The following is a 20,391-nucleotide window of genomic DNA, read 5'->3' as shown; positions in this document are numbered from 1 at the left end:
TGCGTATTATTATAAATGAATTCCATACGTTTTTCATGTTTTTTTGCAAGCGTTTATATATTTCGGAGGAAGGTGCCTATGTAAAAAGGTATCTGAATACATAAGATACCAAAATAATGACCGCAAAACAAATGTTAGCTCAAATGTATTGCGGAGGTTGGTATCCTCTCCAGACATTCCATTCATTCCGAATTCGATTCCTCAGTTTTTTCAGCATCGTATTTACCCCTCCTTTCCTCGTAGGTCCTACTAAGAATCCGTTCTTTAAATAAGACAGCAAGATTTGGATTGGATTCTAAGTTTGCGTTCGTCTCATTTTTCCAATATGGATGGTATACTTAGTATGGAAATTCTAAGGTCCATTCATCAAGGAAATAAGTGGTATTGAACATCTCGGACCGACATTGAAAAGAGGAAGTACGATGAAGTTATATCTTGCACTAATTACGCTCAGCTTGATTTGGGGAACATCCTTTTATTTCATTAAGATCCTTGTGGAAGATCTAGGACCATGGGGTATCGTTTTCGTAAGATGTACATTAGGTGCAATAACGTTGTTTTTGATTATTCTGGCTCAGAGAAGGTTTACCATGTTCCGGAATATTCCCTGGAAATCACTTCTACTAGTCGGAATATTGAATGCGCTCATTCCGTGGGGATTGATAGCCATCAGTGAAACGACGATCTCAAGTAGTCTCGCTTCAATCGTCAACGCTACCACTCCGATCTGGACGAGTGTCATAGGTGTATTGTTTTTCTCAATCGCACTTTCATTCCGTCAATGGTTCGGTGTCATAATCGGCTTCATAGGTATACTGGTTTTGATTGACTTGAACGTTACGACATTATTCCAAGAGGACTTGATCGGAATGGGAACGATGATTGCAGCAACCCTCTGTTATGGATTCAGTTCCCAATATACGAAAAGACATCTGCAGGGAATCAGTGTTATGATGATTTCGTTGGTAACCTTGCTAGTAGGAGCCATTGGTAGTTTACTGATTATGCTGGTTACAGGTTCTCAACCTTCTGTAGGTGTCTATTCTCTGGACGCTATCGTTGCCATGATCGGGCTAGGTGTGTTCGGCTCTGGTCTTGCGTATTTGTTGTTTTATTACATGATTCAAAAGGGCAGTGCTGAATTCGCTACGTTCGTAACCTATCTGGTGCCGATTACTGCGATGTTTTGGGGGTGGTTCCTTCTAGATGAACGCATTCCGGCTCACGCTATTTTCGGTTTGATCCTGATTTTGGCCGGTGTGTATCTCTCAACAAGAAAGACGGCAAGACGAGCACAGGTTACAACTGAGACTACAAACAACAAGAAACAAAGGGGAATTGTATGACAAACAAAATTGTATTCTTTGATATAGATGGAACATTGTTAGACCATGAGAAACGAGTTCCAAAAGGAACGATTTCCGCTATTCAGGAGTTGCAAGACAACAAGATTCCGATGGTTATTGCAACAGGACGGGCTCCATTCATGTTCAAAGATTTGCGCACCCAACTAGGGATCAACGGGTTCGTAAGTTTCAATGGACAATATGTTTCTTATGATGATCAATGTGTTTACAATAATCCATTGGATGAGGAGATCTTGACCCGCCTCGTGAACCATTCTTCTGATCATGATCACCCTATGGTCTTCTTGAATACAGAGGAAGGAAGAACGACACATCTAGAACACCCACATGTCCAAAAGTCGATGGATGATCTGAAGATGCATCACCCTTCGCATGATCCTGATTTCTACAAGGGACGCTCGATCTTCCAAGCTCTATTGTATTGTGATGATATGGAAAAAGAATCGTTCTACCGTGACACATATGAAGATTTCAATTTTATCCGTTGGCATCAATATTCAATAGATGTACTACCAAGAACTGGATCAAAAGCGGTCGGCATCGAAAAGATGATACAACATCTAGGCTATCGTCAGGAAGATGTCGTCGCGTTCGGTGATGGATTGAACGACTTGGAAATGTTGGAGTATGCGGGAACTGGAATTGCGATGGGCAATGCGAAAAAAGCAGCGAAACGCTCAGCGGATTTTGTAACGAAAGCGGTCGATGATGATGGCATTCGCGAAGGACTTAGAAAAATGGGATTGATACGTTAAGAACTGATATGTAGGTCATTATGAAAGGGAGATTGTAGAGGGAGAGCCTCTACAATCTTTTTATTTACCAGAGCCAGAACCAGTCGCGATGGTCTCTTGAACGCTTCTTGTCTTTATGGTGGTCATGTTTATGACCGGAACCATGTTTCTTACCGGAAGACTTTTTCTTTCCAGAAGATTTGTGGTGATCATGATCATGGTGTCCTGAACCATGTTTTTTCCCATGAGATTTATGATGATCTCCGTGGTCATCATGTTTCTTCCCACATGACTTATGATGGTCATCATCTTTCTTACCATGTGATTTGTGGTGTTTGTCATGGTCATCATGTTTTTTACCGGAAGACTTGTGGTAATCGTATTCATACTCGTAATCGTCATGCCCTGAAGAGTATTTCTTACCGTGAGAATGCTTGTCCTTTTTGTAACATACACATTCATACTCATAAGAAGAGTAGTACTTCTTCTTTTTCTTTTCGCGTTTCTCACGACATTTCTTGCAATCGCATTTCTTTTCATATTCTTTATATCCCATTAAATTCAACCTCCTTTCCTTATTACTAATCTATTCATGCTTGTCCTTGCACGACTGTACGATTCAATGATGGTAAAAGCATATTTTTATGAAAATGGGTATTGAAGCATAAAAAAAAGACAGACGGCATGCCGTCTGTCTTTCTCTTCATAGCTGATTATCTTCCGATCGCAATTCCATCTGGTCTTTCAAATGGATCTTCATGATTGATGTGATCATAAAACATGACACCGTTCAAATGATCGATTTCGTGTTGAAATACGATCGAAGGTAAGCCTTTCAATTTCAACTCGATTTCATTTCCATCGAGGTCGGTAGCCTTCACTTTCACTTTATGATAGCGAGGGACGAAGCCGGGCACGTCTCTGTCCACGGATAAACAACCTTCTCCGCCTTCTAAATATGCTTTTTGTATCGAATGGCTCATAATACGAGGATTGAATAGCGCATAATCATATAATTGACCATCTTCATCTTCCACAAGAACAGCTAGCATCCTTTTACCGACTCCGATTTGGGGTGCAGCGATTCCGATTCCTGGTCTGAGGTTGTATTTTGCACTTGTTTCAGGGTCTTGGCTGTTCAGGAGGAACTCACGCATTTTGATAAGGGTGTTACGATCCTCTTCGGAAGGAGGTAATGAAACGGCTTCTGCCCTTTCTCTCAAGATAGGAGAGCCTTCTTTCACAACTTCATTCATTGTTAACATATCTTCAACTCCTGTGTTCGAGTATGATCAGCGTTCAAAAAAAGCATTGTGATTATTTTAACACAACTTGGTTTCTAAAAGAATATGTACTGAGTTTTGATTTGTTCTACATAAGTTCTAAATCAAAAGAATCGGTCATATTGTACTAATATCCTCGTCCCAGTTTAATTTTTCTTGTATAGCTTTATGGAAACGTATATCATAAATAATCAGAGAGAATTTGTTAGGGGGAACCATTTTGTCCATCAAAAAAACCATTTTCGTCACTTTCTTATTATTAACGATGGTCATGAGTGGCTGCTCGGTAGGTCAGACAGCTGAAGAGAAAATCTACGAACATTTGGAGAAGACCGTGAGCCTTGAAAAAGGATTCAGTGATGTTCAGAAGCCTCTCGTTGAAGCGGAAAAGAAAGAGCAGACACTTTTCAATGAAATGTTAGGTTTAAGTATGAAAGAGTTCGATCAGATCAAACAAATGGCAGATGAAGCGATTGCCTCAGCTGAATCCCGTCAAGAAATGATACAAAAAGAGAAGAAAAGCATCGAAGAAGCTTACGAAGAATTCAAATCAGTTAAAGAGCTTGCTGATTCAATAGAAGAGGAAAAGATCAAATCCTCTGCTGGCGAGTTGATTCAGACGATGGACGATCGACATACAAGTTATCAAGATCTGAATAAGGCATATACTGAAGCGTTGAAAATGGACCTGGAATTGTATGCTCTTTTGAAGAAAGAGGATCTATCGATTGATGAATTGAAAACCTTCACTGAGAAATTGAACAAACAATATGAAGATGTTCTGAAGAAACAAGATACTTTCAATCAGTTGACTGATCAGTATAATGAACAAAAGAAAGACTTTTATAAATTAGCCGGATTTTCAACAGATGAAAAGAAAGCTTCATAAACGAGTAACATGAAGACCGATCCTATCAATGGATGGGTCTTTTTTTATTTGAGATATTTTCGCAAACATTGAAAGGCGTTGATTTCCGATTCAGGTGCTCGATTTCCTAAGGGCATGCTATCAAATTGGAGTTGTTCATTTGTCTAATATAGCGATTTTCTCTGCAAGTGTTTCATACGGCTGTGTGGTAATACAGATGTATATTCTATACTAATACAGTTTCTGAGCATCTGGACTTATTTCCTATGGTTTTAAGGGTTTAAAGTAAGAATAATCAATATGATTGACGTTTTTATTTGTCGTAGTGTACACTTAGGAACATAAATGGTTGTACTAGTTTTTATTCGTATTTAGATTAGTACAGTTCTGTCATAAACTACAGATCATGAATCGGTGTTTATGACGATTATTACACTTGGAAAAAGGGTAAAACATGATGTAGTCCGAACTGGTGAAATTCGTACAATCGATTTCATCACGTTTAGTCATGCTTTAGAAGAAAAGTGGACAATCTAAATAATGTGTATAAATTGTCTGGTTGATTAAAAAGACACATCATGAAACTTTTTTAATAGGAAAGGAAGAGGTGACCTTCATGGGTACAAAAACCCTGCAACAAATCGAAGAGGAATTTGAAACGTTCCAAATTCTGAATGAGGAAGGCGAAATCGTCAATGAGGATGCAATGCCTGACTTATCAGATGAAGATCTACAAGAACTGATGACTCGTATGGTCTACACAAGAATCTGGGATCAACGTGCGATCTCCTTGAACAGACAAGGGCGTCTTGGATTTTATGCGCCAGTAGCTGGACAAGAAGCTTCTATGTTAGGAAGCCAGTATGCTTTGGATAAGGAAGACTTCATTCTTCCAGGTTATCGTGACGTACCACAAATCGTTTATCATGGATTACCACTATATCAAGCATTCTTATTCTCACGTGGACACTTCCACGGTAACCAGATCCCTGAAGGTGTAAATGTCATTTCACCTCAAATCATCATCGGTGCACAAATCACTCAAACTGCTGGTGTTGCACTGGGACTGAAAAAACGTGGTAAGAAGAACATTGCAATCACATACACAGGTGATGGAGGAGCATCCCAAGGTGATTTCTATGAAGGAATCAACTTCGCAGGTGCTTTCAATGCACCAGCTGTATTCGTTGTTCAAAACAACCGATTCGCAATCTCTGTACCAGTAGAAAAACAATCCGCAGCGAAGACAATCGCACAAAAAGCAGTTGCTGCTGGTATTCACGGTGTCCAAGTTGATGGTATGGATGTTCTGGCTGTTTACGCTGTTACGAAACAAGCGCGTGAACGAGCAATTGAAGAAGAGACGCCATCACTGATCGAAACACTGACTTACCGTTATGGACCGCATACGATGGCTGGTGACGACCCTACACGTTACCGTACGGAAGATATGGACGATGAGTGGGAAAAGAAAGATCCGCTGGTACGTTTCCGTAAGTTCCTAGAGTCGAAAGACCTTTGGTCTGAAGAAAAAGAAAACGAAGTCGTCGAAAAGGCGAAAGAAGATATCAAGGCTGCAATCAAGAAAGCGGACGAAGCCCCTAAACAAAAAGTAACGGATCTAATTGATATCATGTACGAAGAGCTTCCTAAAAATCTACAGGAGCAAATGGAAGAATACAAAGAAAAGGAGTCGAAGTAAGCCATGGCCCAAATGACGATGATTCAAGCGATCACAGATGCGATGCGCATTGAATTGAAAAATGATGAGAACGTTTTGATCTTTGGGGAAGACGTTGGTCAAAATGGAGGCGTATTCCGTGCAACTGAAGGTCTTCAAAAAGAATACGGTGAAGATCGCGTCTTTGATACCCCGCTTGCAGAGTCTGGAATTGGTGGTCTTGCGATCGGTTTAGCGCTGCAAGGTTATCGTCCAGTTCCCGAAATCCAATTCTTCGGTTTCGTATACGAAGTAATGGACGCAATTTCAGGGCAAATGGCACGTTTGCGTTACCGTTCAGGTGGACGCTACAACGCTCCGATTACAGTGCGTTCCCCATTTGGTGGAGGCGTTAAGACTCCGGAGCTTCACGCAGACAGCCTTGAAGGTTTGATGGCTCAACAACCTGGATTGAAAGTTGTCATCCCATCAACACCATATGATGCAAAAGGATTGCTTCTCGCTTCGATTCGAGACAATGACCCAGTCATTTTCCTAGAGCATATGAAATTATATCGTTCTTTCCGTGGGGAAGTTCCTGAAGAAGAATACACGGTAGAAATCGGTAAAGCTGATGTGAAGAGAGAAGGAAAAGACATCACGATCATTACTTATGGAGCGATGGTTCATTCTTCACTGAAAGCAGCTGAAGAGCTTGAAAAAGAAGATATCCAAGCGGAAGTTATCGACTTGCGTACAGTGAGCCCGATCGATATCGATACAATCATTGAATCTGTCAACAAGACAGGTCGTGCCATTGTCGTACAAGAAGCCCAAAAACAAGCAGGAATTGCAGCTAGCGTTGTTGCTGAAATCAATGATCGTGCAATTCTTTCCTTGGAAGCGCCAGTGTTACGTGTAACAGCACCAGACACAGTGTTCCCGTTCTCTGCTGCAGAAGATGTGTGGCTGCCTGATTATAAAGATATTGTGACGAAATCCAAGCAAGTCATCGACTTTTAATAGATCAAAAATCAACACTCCAATCTGAGTATATACAAAACAAGGAGGCGAACCCTGTGGCGTTTGAATTTAAACTGCCAGATATCGGTGAAGGTATCCATGAAGGCGAAATCGTGAAATGGTTTGTCAAAAAAGGCGACGAAATCAAAGAAGACGACATTCTTCTTGAAGTACAAAACGATAAAGCTGTCGTGGAAATCCCATCACCATACGATGGTACAGTAAAAGATATCAAGGTAGATGAAGGAACAGTAGCTGTTGTCGGAGATGTCCTTCTTACAATTGATGCAGAAGGTTATGAAGGCGAAGAAGAAGAAGCTGAAGAATCTGAAGCAAAAGATGAAAAGCAGGAAGAAAAAGAAGCTAAGACAGAAGAAAAACCTGCTGATGAAGAAAAGAAACAAGAACAAGAAAAAGAAGAAACTAAAGCAGAACCAGCAGCAGAAGAAGAGGACGATCCGACTAACCGAGTTAAGGCAATGCCTTCTGTACGTAAGTACGCTCGTGAAAAGGATGTCAACATCAAGAAAGTCCAAGGTTCAGGTAAGAATGGACGTATTTTGAAAGAAGATATTGATGCTTATCTGGATGGAGGACAAGAAGCACCTCAAGAGGAAGCTGCTCAAGAAACAGAAGCGAAGCAGGAAGATCGATCTGAAAAAGCGCAACCTGCAGCTGCTCAGCAACAACAGCTTGAAACTCGTGAGAAGTTGAAAGGCATGAGAAAAGCGATTGCAAACGCAATGGTCAACTCGAAACACACTGCTCCTCACGTCACACATATGGATGAAGTGGTTGTGACAGACTTGGTTGCACACCGTAAGAAGTTCAAAGAGGTCGCTGCTGATAAAGGCATCAAACTTACTTACCTTCCATATGTAGCAAAAGCATTGGTTTCTGCATTGCGTGAATATCCGATCTTGAATGCTTCAATTGATGATCAGAACGAAGAAATCGTCCATAAGCATTACTACAACATCGGTATTGCTGCAGATACGGATGCTGGACTTGTTGTTCCGGTCATTAAAGACGCAGATCGGAAATCCATTTTCAAGCTTTCAGACGAGATTAATCAATTGGCAAAGAAAGCGCGAGATGGTAAGCTAACAACGGATGAAATGAAAGGAAGCACATGCACGATCTCAAACTTGGGATCTGCTGGTGGACAGTGGTTCACTCCGATCATCAACCATCCTGATGCTGCGATTCTTGGTGTAGGTCGTATCCAAGAAAAGCCTGTCGTTGAAAATGGAGAAATCGTAGCTGCTCCAGTATTAGCGGTGTCCATCAGTTATGACCACCGCCTTGTAGACGGAGTAACAGCTCAGAACGCGTTGAATCATGTGAAGCGTCTGTTGAACGACCCACAACTCTTGATAATGGAGGCATAAAAATGGTAGTTGGAGATTTTGCTGAAGAAATTGACACACTGGTCGTTGGTTCTGGCCCTGGGGGATATGTAGCGGCGATCCGAGCTGCACAAATGGGGCAAAAAGTGACAATCGTCGAAAAAGGCGAGATCGGTGGAGTATGTCTGAATGTAGGATGTATCCCTTCAAAAGCAGTCATTAACGCGAGTCATCGCTTTGAGCATGCTCAACATTCAGATGACATGGGGATCACTGCTGAGAATGTCAAAGTCGATATGAGTAAAGTCCAGGAATGGAAGTCTGGTATCGTCAAGAAATTGACAGGCGGAGTAGAAGGTCTCCTTAAAGGTAACAAGGTTGAGATTGTAAAAGGAGAAGCTTATTTCTCTGATACGAATACCGTCCGTGTAACAAAAGATGAGTATACATCTCAAACGTATAAGTTCAAGAACTGTATCCTTGCTACAGGCTCAAGCCCGATCGAACTTCCTTCATTCAAATGGAGCGATCGTGTCATCTCATCTACTGGAGCGCTTGCTCTTACTGAAGTACCGAAGAAGATGGTCGTCATCGGAGGCGGATACATTGGTATCGAGCTTGGTACAGCATACGCAAACCTTGGAACCGAGGTAACGATCCTCGAAGGTGGTAAGCAGATCCTGCCAGGATTCGAAAAGCAAATGAGTACACTCGTTTCTCGTCGCCTTAAGAAAAAAGGTGTTGAAATCATCACGGATGCAATGGCAAAAGGCGTTGAAGAATCAGATGACGGCGCAAAAGTCACTGCAGAAGTGAAAGGTGAAGAAAAGACGTTTGATGCAGATTATGTACTTGTCACTGTTGGACGTAAGCCGAACACAGAAGAGCTTGGTCTTGAACAAATCGGCGTCAAGATGACTGACAAAGGCTTGATCGAAGTGGACAAGCAAAGTAAGACTTCTGTTGATGGATTATACGCAATTGGAGACATCGTTCCTGGTCCAGCACTTGCACACAAAGCATCTTATGAAGGTAAGATTGCTGCAGAGGCCATTGCTGGAGAAGCAGCAGAAATCGACTATCTAGCGATTCCTGCAGTCGTATTCAGTGATCCTGAACTTGCAAGCGTCGGTTATTCCGAAGCTGAAGCGAAGGAAGCAGGATTCGATGTGAAAGCTTCTAAATTCCCATTCGGAGCAAATGGACGAGCGTTGTCATTGAACGATGCAGAAGGATTCATGAAGCTGATTACGCGTAAAGAAGATGGCCTTGTCATCGGAGCGCAAATTGCAGGTCCAAATGCATCTGACATGATTGCAGAGCTTGGCCTTGCGATTGAAGCAGGTATGACTGCTGAAGATATCGCAATGACGATTCACGCACATCCGACACTAGGAGAAATCACTATGGAAGCTGCAGAAGTCGCAATCGACTTGCCGGTTCACATTGTAAAATAAAGATAGGAAAGAAGCGATCAGAGATGGTCGCTTCTTTTTTGCACAACTATATGGGCTTAATACAAGCAAAAAAGGACTGCACAGTGGCAGTCCTTTTTGTGTGGGATCATTTCGTATAGGCCGCTTCTAAATGGGTTTCAATCGCTTCTACCTTGCGCTTGCCTTCTAAGCGTGTGATTTCTTCTTTACCATCAAGAACGATGATGGTAGGGAACGAATTGATCTGGTAATGGTTGACCAACTTATCATTCCCTTTCTTAATGATCTTGACAGAATCGAGTTTGGTTGGATACTTCTTCTGTAACGTCAGCAACGCTTCATAATAAAAACGTTCCACGTCATCACTTCTATTCGAAGAGAATATCAATGTATGGAATTGGTCAGAGGCCAGGTTGACTGGCAACCGATCGTCGACAGGTGTAAACTGACAGCTGCTTAATAAACTTACAATTGTAAACAAGGATATCGAAAGAATTCCAATGGATTTCAATTTCATGGAGTTCACTTCTTTCATAAGTTGTAATGCCATTGTTCACAAAGATTTTAACATGGAAAGCTGTCGATTTTTGAAACGTCGTGAATTCGTAAATGAAATGTTACAGAATTGAAATTTGAGAACCCATTTCTTGAGGTCGTAACATGATTGTAATTTACATATACATGGTACGGAGGACTGGAAGGGGAGGAAGGGGCATGTACACCTTGTTGATGCTTTCTTCAGTACAATTGATCACGTGGAGCTTCTACGCACTTGTTACCTACTTATCTCATAGAGATCCTTCACTATTTGAATATATCTTATTAGGGGTATTCTGTTATTTTGGTTATTTGTTCAGTATCTATCTGAAAGGGCCTAGACTATATTCTGGGGTTTCAAGCTTTGTCGGTGCGGGTAGTTACTTGTTATACAAATATCTTATTACATGAAAAATGGAGAGGCTCGAGAGCCTCTCCATTCGTAAACCATTGTATTTATTTCTTGTTCAATTTATAATCTTCCTTCAAGGCTTTCATGATCGCAAATACGATGAAGATCATGATGAAGGTAAATGGAAATGCTGCTATGATTGAGGCTGTCTGTAGGGCTGTGAGTCCACCTGAATAAAGGAGGATTGCTGCTGAAGCCGCTACGACACCACCCCAGATGAATTTGATGTAATTGGAAGGGTTCAAGCTTCCGTTTGTCGTCTGCATTCCAAGTACGAAAGTAGCCGAGTCGGCAGATGTAATGAAGAACGTACTAATCAACAGAATTGCAATGATAGACATGACTGCACCTAATGGGAACTGTTCAAACAAGGAGAACAATGCAACCTCTGTCCCTTGGTCGGTCATTAACTGGTAAAGGCCTGTTCCTTCCATTCGTTCTTTGAAGATCGCTGATCCACCGAATACAGAGAACCAAAGACCACCAAAGATTGTTGGTACTAGAAGTACACCCAGAACGAATTCTCGGATCGTACGTCCTTTTGAAACACGGGCGATGAACATACCGACGAATGGAGCCCAAGCAATCCACCAAGCCCAGTAGAAGACAGTCCAAGATTGAATCCAACCTTGCTTAGTTTCGCTATACGGCCCAAGCGTGAAACTCATGCTCGGCAAGTTCTGGACATAGGAACCTAACGTTTGTGTGAATACATCCATGATGAAATTCGTTGGTCCAGCGAACAGTAAGAAGAACATTAAACCAATCGCCAAAACGATGTTCGTATTACTTAAGTATTTGATTCCTTTGTTCAGTCCAGTTGAGGCTGAAATGATGAAAAGAACCGTTACAATCGCGATAATGACCAATTGGGTCAGCTTCGTGTTTTGTATGCCTTCAAAGACATAGGATAAACCACCACTGATTTGTGCAGCACCGAAACCAAGTGAGGTAGCTACACCGAATACGGTCGCAAACACTGCGATGACATCAATTAAAATTCCGATAGGTCCATTGACGCGGTCACCTAATAAAGGTCTGAAAATCGCGCTGATCAATCCAGGAGCACCTTTACGGAATTTGAAGTAAGCAAGAGCTAGACCGACAACGGTGTAAATACCCCAAGGGTGTAATCCCCAGTGGAAAAATGCATATCGGAGTGATGCTCTAGCGGATTCTACGGTCTCCCCGTTTCCGGATGGAGGATCGTAATAGTGGTAGAGAGGTTCTGCCGTACCCCAGAACACAAGTCCGATACCCATTCCAGCACTGAATAGCATGGCGAACCATGTAACCAGGTTGTAGTCGGGTTCATCGTCATCTTTCCCCAGTTTGATTTTCCCGTATCTACTGAAAATCAAATAGATGGCAAAGATCAAGAATGCTGTAGCAGACAAGAGATAGAACCATCCGAACTTAATCTGAAGAAAGCTCTGAACTGCACCAGTCTTTTCTTGGAGCCCTTCTGGGGATAAGACGCCCCAGGCAATGAAGACTAATGAAATAATGAGTGAAATGATGAAAACTTTGGTGAATTTCTTCATTAAACTTCTCCTTTCTTATTTTATGGTGTTTTAAGCACGTATCCCATTGTACCGAAATACCTAATTCATTTTCAAGGATTTTGATAGTCACAATATACTAAAGACAGTTTAGCTATACCCTATTTTGTACCTAGATAACCAAATTATTCATGTCTATGGGTGTTTTGTCTCTTCCGTTTCAACAATAGAAATTTTATACTGAATGAAGCCATAAGAGTATAGAAAAAGGGGAGTCATCATGAAAAAAACACTATTATTATTGTTGATTGTGTTGTTAGCTGCGTGCAGTGCTCAAACAACAGAAAAGCCAGATGAAAATGAACATGCAGAGAAACAGATGAATGAAGATCAGAAGCAAACAGAAGAGGACGTAGAGAATGAGGAAGATCCAGAGACTGATGAGGATTCAAATTCAGAAGAGGATACTGAAAATGGTAATGACGAAAAAGAAAATGAACCAGATCCTATCCAATATACCGTACATCCTGCCAATTGGACTTTAAAGCCTCAAAGTGAAACAGAGCTTAAAACCGTTTTGTTGACCATTGACGATGCACCAGACAAACATGCATTGGAAATGGCTCAAAAGTTGAAGGACCTGAATGTACCAGCTATATTCTTTGTGAATGGTCACTTCATGGATACGGATGAGGAAAGAAAGATTGTAAAGCAGATTCATGAGTTAGGGTTCGAAATCGGGAACCATACGATGACCCATGCGAACCTTTCGAAGTTGTCTGTAGATAAACAACGATATGAAATTACACAGTTATCTGAAGAAATCCAAAACGTAACAGGGGAAGCACCGAAGTTCTTCAGAGCACCTTTCGGGGTCAATACAGATTTTTCAAAGCAACTGATGGAAGAACAACAAATGATTTATATGAATTGGACCTATGGATACGATTGGGAGAAAGAATATCAGACGAGTGCATCCATTGCAGATATCATGGTCAACACACCTCTATTGACGGATGGAGCAATCCTGTTGATGCATGACCGTGATTGGACGAATGAAGCGCTCATGGATATCGTTAAAGGCCTGGAAGCGAAAGGATATACCTTTGTAGATCCGGATCAGATCGTACAATGAGGAATGAAGAAAGGATGACATATCGATGTCATCCTTCTGTTTATCTTGATTATCGCTTGTAATAGTACATGATCCTTCCATTGAATAGATGGAGTTCTCCATCTAACTGTTTGGCGAGAAACTTGCTGAATTCTACAGCTTTTCCTTTATCACCATGTGTAGCGCCATCTGGTAGGACAATTTGAACTTGGTTCGCATTCTCGGAGTCAGGTTCTGACCCGACTCCGACAAGTATGTAATGATAGCCTTGCTCCGTACCTTTCAATTCGTAGTATTTCAATTCCTTGGACTCACGGAGTTCTATGGAGTAAGGAAAGGCTGCAGAACCATATTCCCAACTAAGCTGTTCTCCGGTTTTTGAAGTGATTTCTTTGTAGTATCGTATGAGATTTTCAACATCATCCAATGTAATGGATTGCTGTTTGGATTTTTCCACTAATTTGACGTATGCACTACTAGACAATATCGTTCACTCCTGTCAGTACATGGATATTTATAATAGTATCATTAGATTTGGAAAATTGACAGACGTAGACGATGAGAAATCCACTGGTCATATTTCTGAAAGGAGGAGGATCAAAGATTACGAATGTCATCCAATTGAAATGAAAAGTATTGTCGAAAACGTTGTTATTTATGGTTTCAAGGAGTATAATTAATTATAATATTCAAAAAATTCAGAAGGAGGGCGTGGTATGGATCTTTTTGACAAACTTTATGATGAAGACGAAACGGTTAAAGTCAGGTTTGTAGGGTTCACTACCGAACATGTCCGATATGATTTCGGGATCGTCTACACGAACATGTTCTTCGGTAAACCGCTCGTCGTGTGCATGCAGACCGGGCGCTCCACTTTGATGGATGCGACTGATCTGAAGAACACAGAAAGTATTCAAAAAGCTTTTAAAATCCAGTCGAGGAAAGAGGCAGAAGAGTTGTCATCTTTTTTTGAAGAATCGCTCCCGTTCTCTCCAATTGCTGAACAATATGAATAAGAGACATCAAGCCCGGCATTCACAGGAATGTACGGGCTTTTTTAATAGAAAAACGACTCTGTTCTAATTAAACATACTTTTCTTTAATGTGACATACAATTTATCCTTGACAATTTAAATGTGACATCATAATATGAATGTAACGACATAATAAAAGCGCTTTCAAGAAGCGAAGGAGAGGGATGGACAATGGGAACAGTAATTTGCCAAACTTGTGATATGACGATTGAACATTTTGAAGTGGATAAGGTGACTACTTTATACTCCAACTGTCCGGACTGTAAACGGAAAAGAAAGAATGGCAAGAAGACCGCCTAATATATGAAGAAAAGAAGACCGCCTCAGCATAACCTGAGGCGGTCTTCTTCATTTTATATAGATTGAGATTTCAATCCTTACATCTAACTTAGAAAATCGGCTTATGTTCCTTGATCACCCGGATCATCTTCAAGGATTCATCCTCTGGTCCTTGGACTGGCAATCCAGCTTCAATATTTTCGAAAATATAGTCGATATTCTCCTGGGTGATGATCTCTCCAGGAATGAATATCGGAATACCTGGTGGATAGACCATAACAAATTCAGCGATGATCCTGCCAGTCGCCTCTTCAAAAGGTATGCTTTCCGTCTCCGCATAGAACGCATCACGAGGTGAGAGGGACAAGACAGGAATACTTGGAACACTTACAGGGATCTTCGCTTTGATTTCCTTGATCGATTCCTGATGCATGTGAGATAGCTCAGTCAAAGCTACAATCAGCTTATGGACTTCCTCTTCTCTGTCTCCAGACGTAATGATACAAAGGATATTATAGAGGTCCGATAATTCCACCTCGATATTATGCTTCTCCCTTAACCATACTTCTACATCATACCCAGTGATATTCAATTCTTTCACCGAAATGATCAGTTTCGTAGGATCGAAATCATACGTTGCAGGAGTACCAAGGATCTCCTGCCCGACGCAATGGATGCTTGGAATTTCATTGATCTTTCTACGAGCCGACTCGGCGAGATGAATGGCCTGTTCCGCTAACTCATACCCCTGAGTAGCCAATCTTCTTCTTGCCACATCAAGTGAAGCAAGCAAGATATAGGAAGTCGATGTTGTCGTCATCATACTTAGGATGGATTGGACACGCTCCGGTGATACGAGGTTGCCTCGGACATTCAGGACTGAGCTTTGTGTCAACGACCCTCCAAGTTTGTGGACGCTTGTTGCGGCCATGTCTGCACCTGCTTGCATTGCAGAGAGGGGCAACCGGTCATGGAAATGGATATGAACTCCGTGTGCTTCATCCACAAGTACTGGTATGTCATATGAGTGAGCGAGTCGGACGATTTCTTTCAAGTCGGCACTGATACCGAAGTAAGTCGGATTGATGACAAGTAACCCTTTCGCATCTGGATGTTGTTCAAGGGCTTTCTTCACTGATTGAGTCGTTATACCATGTGAAATACCGAGAGTAGGGTCGATGTCTGGATGGATGAATACAGGAACAGCACCTGAAAAAATGATTGCTGACATGACAGACTTGTGGACATTTCGTGGCACGAGTACCTTTTCACCAGGTTTACAAACAGCAAGGATCATCGTCATGATCGCACCGCTCGTACCTTGTACTGAAAAGAAGGTATGGTCCGCTCCAAAAGCTTCTGCAGCAAGTTGCTGAGCTTCCTTGATCATCCCGTGTGGGTGATGTAGATCATCTAATGGACCAATGTTGATCAAGTCGATTGATAAGGCGTTTTCGCCAATGAAATCCCTGAATTCTGGATCCATACCTCTCCCTTTTTTATGACCAGGAATATGGAATTGTATCGGGTCGCGTTTTGCATGGTTCAATAGACCAGTAAAGAGGGGTGTTTCGTTTTGTGACAATCAGTACACCTCATTTATATAAAATAATGAATCGTCGAACATATGATAGAATGATAAAACAAGACAAAGTATATCAAATCTGCGTCCGGTTGCAAGTAATTTTTTTTTCATTCTTGCGGCAGTACAGGTGAATAGGAAGAAACTACATAAAAAAAGACTGGAGTGAGAGGATGAACTTTACAACTCGACTTACGACACTTTTAGGCATCGAATATCCGATCATACAAGGAGGTTTGGCATATTTAGCCTATTCGGAGCTTGCCGCAGCAGTCTCCAACGCTGGTGGATTAGGTCAGATTACAGCCATGTCCCTCCCATCACCAGACGCGTTGAGGAAAGAAATCAGGGATGTGAAACAAAAAACGGATCGACCATTCGGGGTCAATTACGCTATCGGTCAACATGGTCGACCTTTCTCAGACATGTTACAGGTAGCGATTGATGAAGCAGTCCCAGTCATTTCAATGACCGGTGGAAACCCAACGCCCGTATTTGAACAACTTGAAGGTATAGATGTCAAAAAGCTCGTACTTGTTGCTTCGAAAAGACAAGCTGTAAAAGCGGAAAAGCTTGGAGCAGATGCAGTTATGGTCGTTGGACAAGAAGGTGGAGGGCACATCGGAAAGGAAGATGTCAGTACGATGGTGCTCACACCTCAGGTCGTGGACAGTGTCTCCATTCCAGTTGTAGCATCTGGAGGTATAGGGGATGGAAGAGGTTTGATGGCAGCTCTTGCTCTCGGTGCAGACGGCATTGAAATGGGAACAAGGTTCATCGCTACTGTGGAATGTACCCATGCACATCCTGTTTATAAAGAAGCCTTGATTAATGGAAATGAAACAGATACGATGCTCATCAAGAAATCATTAGGTACACCTGGGCGAGTCGTCCGAAATGAATGGGCTGAAAAGATTTTGCAGATCGAAAAGGTTGAACCGAACTATGAAGCAATCAAAGATTACATATCTGGAAAAGCGAATCAAGCTTTTGCTAATGAAGGGAATCTCGACCGTGGGTTCGGCTGGGCTGGCCAAATCATCGGCCGAATTAATGATGTGCCGACTGTAGAGGAATTGTTCAGTCGAATCCTTACTGAAGCCGAAGATATCAGGAACAGATGGGGGAACTGAATGAATTTCCGGTGAAAAATTGGGGGAAGCAGAGCTCATACGGGGCTCTGCTTTTTTCATTATAGATCAGATTCAGAAATTATAGATCAAATCCAAGAATGACAACCCAAACCCTCCCTCATGCCAATTATCATGAAAAAGAGGCTGACATCAAATGGTGGAATTTACCCCCATCTGAAAGTCAGCCTTCTTCATAAGATTACTGGACAACATCCAATTGTAGATTTATTTGTTTTCTAATGATAAATACCTATACGTTCGATTCAACCCGTTAATATAATACATTAACTTTAAATGGATCAGCTAGAAACATATACGCCCCTGGCATATTCATATAAAGGCATCAGAGTATGGAAAGTGCGATCCATTTCTGAAAGTAAAGCTTCTCCATCCTGTAGTATTTCATCGTCATGTGGAATATGAATACCACAAAGTAATTCAGCTTTCTTGACATCCTTCAGTCGCTTAGTCATTTCATTGAATTTGTCCACATCCACTTCGGTATGTGGAATGGCATCTGGTTTGGTGTGATCTGTAGACCAAACGTAATGATTCGGAATTTGTTTTAAGATTTCCTTTTGGTGATCTGCTATTTTATCAGCAAATTCCTGCTTGATGGGAGACTCATAAATCACCGCGAACCAAACGAAAAGATGGCTTTGGAACAGACCGATTTGGAAGTGAGGTAGTTTCTTGTAACCTCGATTACTATTCGCGAAAGCTACCCATGTATCATCAGGAGGATTGACCGTTCTCCGTGCATGTTTGGCAGTATGATAGTACATTTCCTCACCTGTGGCTGCTGAAAGAGTAGGAGCAAAATGTTCACCCAATTGTTCTAACTTAGGACGGATATGGTTTTGGATCCCTTCCATTCTTGCTTCTAATCCTTGGATTGTAAATACATTGAAATCGTCTTTCGAGAAACCATTGAAACTCATGTGATTCACCTCGTTGAAATATTAAATTGAGTTTACCACAGGAATAATCCATATCAAAATCAGATACATTATAGCTCCGATCAAGTGATATGGATATGGGAAGCCTGAAGAATGTGGAATATTTATTTAAATATTCAGAATAGTATGATAATACAAGTTGGAGTCGTAAGTCAAATCGCCCATCCGATTGGATCCCTATCAGTATGAACCAATGCTTTCAAAAAAGAAAAGGAGTGTGAGTTACCATGAAACAAGTGATTCAAACGCTTAAAAAGACAGAAGCGGAGCGCCGGATCCCAGTTCTTCGGTTAGAGATTGATTATGAATTGGCAACTCTACACGATGCACTCGTCGCAAAAGATTCTGATCAGGTCAAAAGGTCAAAGAAAAAATTAGAACGATTAAGACAAGAAATGTTACAATTAGAGGCATAATAATTGTAAATTGGATAGAACGAACCTACACTAATGGGGTTCGTTTTTTGTGAATAAAAAAATACATAGAGGAGTGACAAAGTGGCAACGGATTGGAATCATATTAGTAATCATGCCATGGATTGGGCATACGAGGCAGGGACTGTAATCCGTGAATCCTTCAAGAAACAATTGACCATCGAGACAAAGTCGAACGCGGATGACTTAGTGACGAATATGGATAGAGAAGTAGAAACCTTCTTGATTGATAAAATCAGAAAACATTATCCTGATCATCAGATCCTTGGGGAAGAAGGCAGTGGAGATGATGTACAGTCGATGGAAGGAACCGTTTGGATCATCGACCCGATAGATGGAACGATGAATTTTGTCCATCAACAAACGAATTTCGCCATTTCAATTGCAGTGTACCATGAAGGGGAAGGAAAAGTCGGGCTGATCTATAATGTCGTCAATGATGAAATGTTCCATGCCATCAAGGGGAATGGGGCCTATATGAATGAGCATCGCTTGCCAAAATTACAAAATGTAGAACTTGAGAAGTCGATCATCGCCATCAATGCGACATGGATTACGAGCAATAAACGAATGGACCCATCCATCCTGATCCCGATCGTTGATCGATGTCGAGGAACGAGGTCTTATGGTTCGGCGGCCATTGAACTGGCTTTCGTTGCAGCGGGTCGTCTGGATGCTTATATTACAATGCGGTTATCACCTTGGGACTTTGCAGCCGGAAAGATTCTGATTGAAGAAGTCGGCGGCACGATTACAAACTTGGATGGGGAAGAGCTTGATATGCTTGGCAAGAATTCCATATTTGCAGGAACACAGAATTTGCACCAATACATTTTGGATGAACATCTTTTACATGATAAAAAATGATTCAAGCGAGAAGACTACAGGAAAAAGATCACTCTGTCCTATCGAAGTGGTTTGAACAATCAGAAGAATGGCTCAAGGAAGAAGGATTGTTGGCGATTGAAATGAGTCCAGCGAGGCTCAAAGTATGGATGTCACTTTACGATCGCTATAATGGTGAATGGTTGGTCTGGTTCAATAAAGACGGTCTGATTGGCTTCAGTCATCATATTCTTCACGCTCCATCCAATACTAAACCATGGATCGGCATGGTCATGATTGCACCTGAGCTGAGAAGACTAGGTTATGGCATAAAAGTCTTGGAAGAGATTCTCCGACAGGTGGCGCGATCCGGCTATCCGATCGTCTTTGCGGGATGCCCTTTTGACAGGATCGGTTGGATTCAATTTCTCGGGAAAAGCGGATTTGAACAAATAGGTCTGGATGTTTTGGAGAACGGAAGGAAATATTTGAAGATGGCTAAACCGATTGAAGAGTAGTAGGACAGGGAATGATCTGTGGGTTTGATTGAACAGATTGTTCCCTGTTTTTTTACTCAAGAATTTTTTTCTTGTTCTCTGAATTTCTTTTTCAATGTGAAACCTACACCCATCAACAAGAAAGCACCTGCAAATCCGATGAATGCTAATAAACCGCTTTGTTCACCGATTGCAACACCGATCAAAGCGATGCAAAATGTGACCGCTACAGAGATTAAGATGAATATTAAGGATTGTTTGTTCATTGCTTTACCTCCTCTCTCTAGTGTATCGAAAATACAAAGAAAGAAAAAGATTTCATTTTATGCTATAATAGAAAAGTTGAATATGAACTTGTTTTAC

Annotated in this window: 22 protein-coding genes; 14 read left to right on the top strand and 8 right to left on the bottom strand. The window is 41.5% G+C overall.

The window, feature by feature from the left end:
* Nucleotides 1-422 precede the first annotated feature (422 nt).
* Together ACXQIQ_RS05335 and ACXQIQ_RS05330 are read left to right on the top strand one after the other, a co-directional pair.
* A complete protein-coding gene (locus ACXQIQ_RS05335; protein ID WP_439299800.1) occupies nt 423-1,346 on the top strand; it encodes a DMT family transporter in 924 nt (307 codons plus the stop codon).
* Nucleotides 1,343-2,122, top strand: coding sequence for a Cof-type HAD-IIB family hydrolase (locus ACXQIQ_RS05330; RefSeq protein ID WP_439299801.1), 780 nt, complete (start codon nt 1,343-1,345; stop codon nt 2,120-2,122). Before ACXQIQ_RS05335 ends, ACXQIQ_RS05330 begins: the two co-directional genes overlap by 4 nt.
* A gap of 64 nt (nt 2,123-2,186) precedes the next feature.
* Here ACXQIQ_RS05330 and ACXQIQ_RS05325 read toward each other — a convergent pair whose 3' ends face one another.
* Both ACXQIQ_RS05325 and def read right to left on the bottom strand, forming a co-directional pair.
* Nucleotides 2,187-2,657, bottom strand: a complete 471-nt coding sequence (locus tag ACXQIQ_RS05325; protein ID WP_439299802.1) for a hypothetical protein — start codon at nt 2,655-2,657, stop codon at nt 2,187-2,189.
* Between the two features lie 157 nt (nt 2,658-2,814).
* Complete coding sequence (def, locus tag ACXQIQ_RS05320) at nt 2,815-3,366, bottom strand: peptide deformylase (protein ID WP_439299803.1); 552 nt, start codon at nt 3,364-3,366, stop codon at nt 2,815-2,817.
* Nucleotides 3,367-3,604: 238 nt separating this feature from the next.
* Between def and ACXQIQ_RS05315 the strand changes: the two genes are divergently transcribed.
* The 5 genes from ACXQIQ_RS05315 (at nt 3,605) to lpdA (ending at nt 9,741) form a co-directional block, all read left to right on the top strand.
* Nucleotides 3,605-4,273: a YkyA family protein gene (locus ACXQIQ_RS05315; RefSeq protein ID WP_439299804.1), complete on the top strand. Its 669-nt coding sequence runs from the start codon at nt 3,605-3,607 to the stop codon at nt 4,271-4,273.
* A gap of 595 nt (nt 4,274-4,868) precedes the next feature.
* On the top strand, nt 4,869-5,954 hold the full coding sequence (pdhA, locus tag ACXQIQ_RS05310) for a pyruvate dehydrogenase (acetyl-transferring) E1 component subunit alpha (protein ID WP_226551355.1): 1,086 nt from the start codon (nt 4,869-4,871) through the stop codon (nt 5,952-5,954).
* 3 nt (nt 5,955-5,957) lie between these two features.
* The gene (locus ACXQIQ_RS05305) at nt 5,958-6,935 is read left to right on the top strand and encodes an alpha-ketoacid dehydrogenase subunit beta (RefSeq protein ID WP_439299805.1); all 978 of its coding nucleotides are present in this window, start codon (nt 5,958-5,960) and stop codon (nt 6,933-6,935) included.
* Nucleotides 6,936-6,991: 56 nt separating this feature from the next.
* On the top strand, nt 6,992-8,326 hold the full coding sequence (locus ACXQIQ_RS05300; protein WP_439299806.1) for a dihydrolipoamide acetyltransferase family protein: 1,335 nt from the start codon (nt 6,992-6,994) through the stop codon (nt 8,324-8,326).
* A gap of 2 nt (nt 8,327-8,328) precedes the next feature.
* A complete protein-coding gene (lpdA, locus tag ACXQIQ_RS05295; protein ID WP_439299807.1) occupies nt 8,329-9,741 on the top strand; it encodes a dihydrolipoyl dehydrogenase in 1,413 nt (470 codons plus the stop codon).
* Nucleotides 9,742-9,847: 106 nt separating this feature from the next.
* Here lpdA and ACXQIQ_RS05290 read toward each other — a convergent pair whose 3' ends face one another.
* Together ACXQIQ_RS05290 and ACXQIQ_RS05285 are read right to left on the bottom strand one after the other, a co-directional pair.
* Complete coding sequence (locus ACXQIQ_RS05290) at nt 9,848-10,237, bottom strand: thioredoxin domain-containing protein (RefSeq protein WP_439299808.1); 390 nt, start codon at nt 10,235-10,237, stop codon at nt 9,848-9,850.
* Between the two features lie 476 nt (nt 10,238-10,713).
* Complete coding sequence (locus ACXQIQ_RS05285) at nt 10,714-12,213, bottom strand: glycine betaine uptake BCCT transporter (protein ID WP_439299809.1); 1,500 nt, start codon at nt 12,211-12,213, stop codon at nt 10,714-10,716.
* A 238-nt stretch (nt 12,214-12,451) separates the two neighbouring features.
* Here ACXQIQ_RS05285 and ACXQIQ_RS05280 point away from each other — a divergent pair, with 238 nt between their 5' ends.
* Nucleotides 12,452-13,306, top strand: coding sequence for a polysaccharide deacetylase family protein (locus tag ACXQIQ_RS05280; RefSeq protein ID WP_439299810.1), 855 nt, complete (start codon nt 12,452-12,454; stop codon nt 13,304-13,306).
* Nucleotides 13,307-13,355: 49 nt separating this feature from the next.
* Here the strand turns inward: ACXQIQ_RS05280 and ACXQIQ_RS05275 are convergent, their stop codons facing one another.
* Nucleotides 13,356-13,769 (bottom strand): DUF1885 family protein, encoded by a 414-nt coding sequence (locus ACXQIQ_RS05275; protein ID WP_439299811.1) that lies wholly within the window; start codon nt 13,767-13,769, stop codon nt 13,356-13,358.
* A gap of 232 nt (nt 13,770-14,001) precedes the next feature.
* Between ACXQIQ_RS05275 and ACXQIQ_RS05270 the strand changes: the two genes are divergently transcribed.
* Together ACXQIQ_RS05270 and ACXQIQ_RS05265 are read left to right on the top strand one after the other, a co-directional pair.
* Entirely contained in the window at nt 14,002-14,301 is a 300-nt protein-coding gene (locus tag ACXQIQ_RS05270) for a DUF3055 domain-containing protein (protein ID WP_226551345.1), read from the top strand.
* 189 nt (nt 14,302-14,490) lie between these two features.
* Nucleotides 14,491-14,619, top strand: a complete 129-nt coding sequence (locus tag ACXQIQ_RS05265; RefSeq protein WP_439299812.1) for a GapA-binding peptide SR1P — start codon at nt 14,491-14,493, stop codon at nt 14,617-14,619.
* 88 nt (nt 14,620-14,707) lie between these two features.
* Here the strand turns inward: ACXQIQ_RS05265 and ACXQIQ_RS05260 are convergent, their stop codons facing one another.
* A complete protein-coding gene (locus ACXQIQ_RS05260) occupies nt 14,708-16,183 on the bottom strand; it encodes an aminotransferase class I/II-fold pyridoxal phosphate-dependent enzyme (RefSeq protein WP_439299813.1) in 1,476 nt (491 codons plus the stop codon).
* A 170-nt stretch (nt 16,184-16,353) separates the two neighbouring features.
* On the opposite strand from ACXQIQ_RS05260, the gene ACXQIQ_RS05255 reads away from it, so the two are divergent.
* Nucleotides 16,354-17,313: an NAD(P)H-dependent flavin oxidoreductase gene (locus ACXQIQ_RS05255; protein WP_439299814.1), complete on the top strand. Its 960-nt coding sequence runs from the start codon at nt 16,354-16,356 to the stop codon at nt 17,311-17,313.
* A gap of 299 nt (nt 17,314-17,612) precedes the next feature.
* Here ACXQIQ_RS05255 and ACXQIQ_RS05250 read toward each other — a convergent pair whose 3' ends face one another.
* The gene (locus tag ACXQIQ_RS05250; protein WP_439299815.1) at nt 17,613-18,254 is read right to left on the bottom strand and encodes a YktB family protein; all 642 of its coding nucleotides are present in this window, start codon (nt 18,252-18,254) and stop codon (nt 17,613-17,615) included.
* 245 nt (nt 18,255-18,499) lie between these two features.
* Between ACXQIQ_RS05250 and ACXQIQ_RS05245 the strand changes: the two genes are divergently transcribed.
* The 3 genes from ACXQIQ_RS05245 (at nt 18,500) to ACXQIQ_RS05235 (ending at nt 20,049) form a co-directional block, all read left to right on the top strand.
* Nucleotides 18,500-18,688, top strand: a complete 189-nt coding sequence (locus ACXQIQ_RS05245) for a hypothetical protein (RefSeq protein ID WP_226551340.1) — start codon at nt 18,500-18,502, stop codon at nt 18,686-18,688.
* Between the two features lie 117 nt (nt 18,689-18,805).
* Nucleotides 18,806-19,573, top strand: a complete 768-nt coding sequence (locus ACXQIQ_RS05240; protein ID WP_458026092.1) for an inositol monophosphatase family protein — start codon at nt 18,806-18,808, stop codon at nt 19,571-19,573.
* Nucleotides 19,570-20,049, top strand: a complete 480-nt coding sequence (locus tag ACXQIQ_RS05235; RefSeq protein WP_439299817.1) for a GNAT family N-acetyltransferase — start codon at nt 19,570-19,572, stop codon at nt 20,047-20,049. The genes ACXQIQ_RS05240 and ACXQIQ_RS05235 overlap by 4 nt, the downstream gene beginning before the upstream one ends.
* Before the next feature lie 56 nt (nt 20,050-20,105).
* Here the strand turns inward: ACXQIQ_RS05235 and ACXQIQ_RS05230 are convergent, their stop codons facing one another.
* Nucleotides 20,106-20,294: a DUF5325 family protein gene (locus tag ACXQIQ_RS05230; protein WP_226551335.1), complete on the bottom strand. Its 189-nt coding sequence runs from the start codon at nt 20,292-20,294 to the stop codon at nt 20,106-20,108.
* Between the last annotated feature and the right edge of the window lie 97 nt (nt 20,295-20,391).

The organism is Pseudalkalibacillus sp. Hm43 (assembly GCF_054170705.1).
Note: the sequence above shows the minus strand (reverse complement) of the source record. Positions and strands in the feature narration are given on the sequence as shown.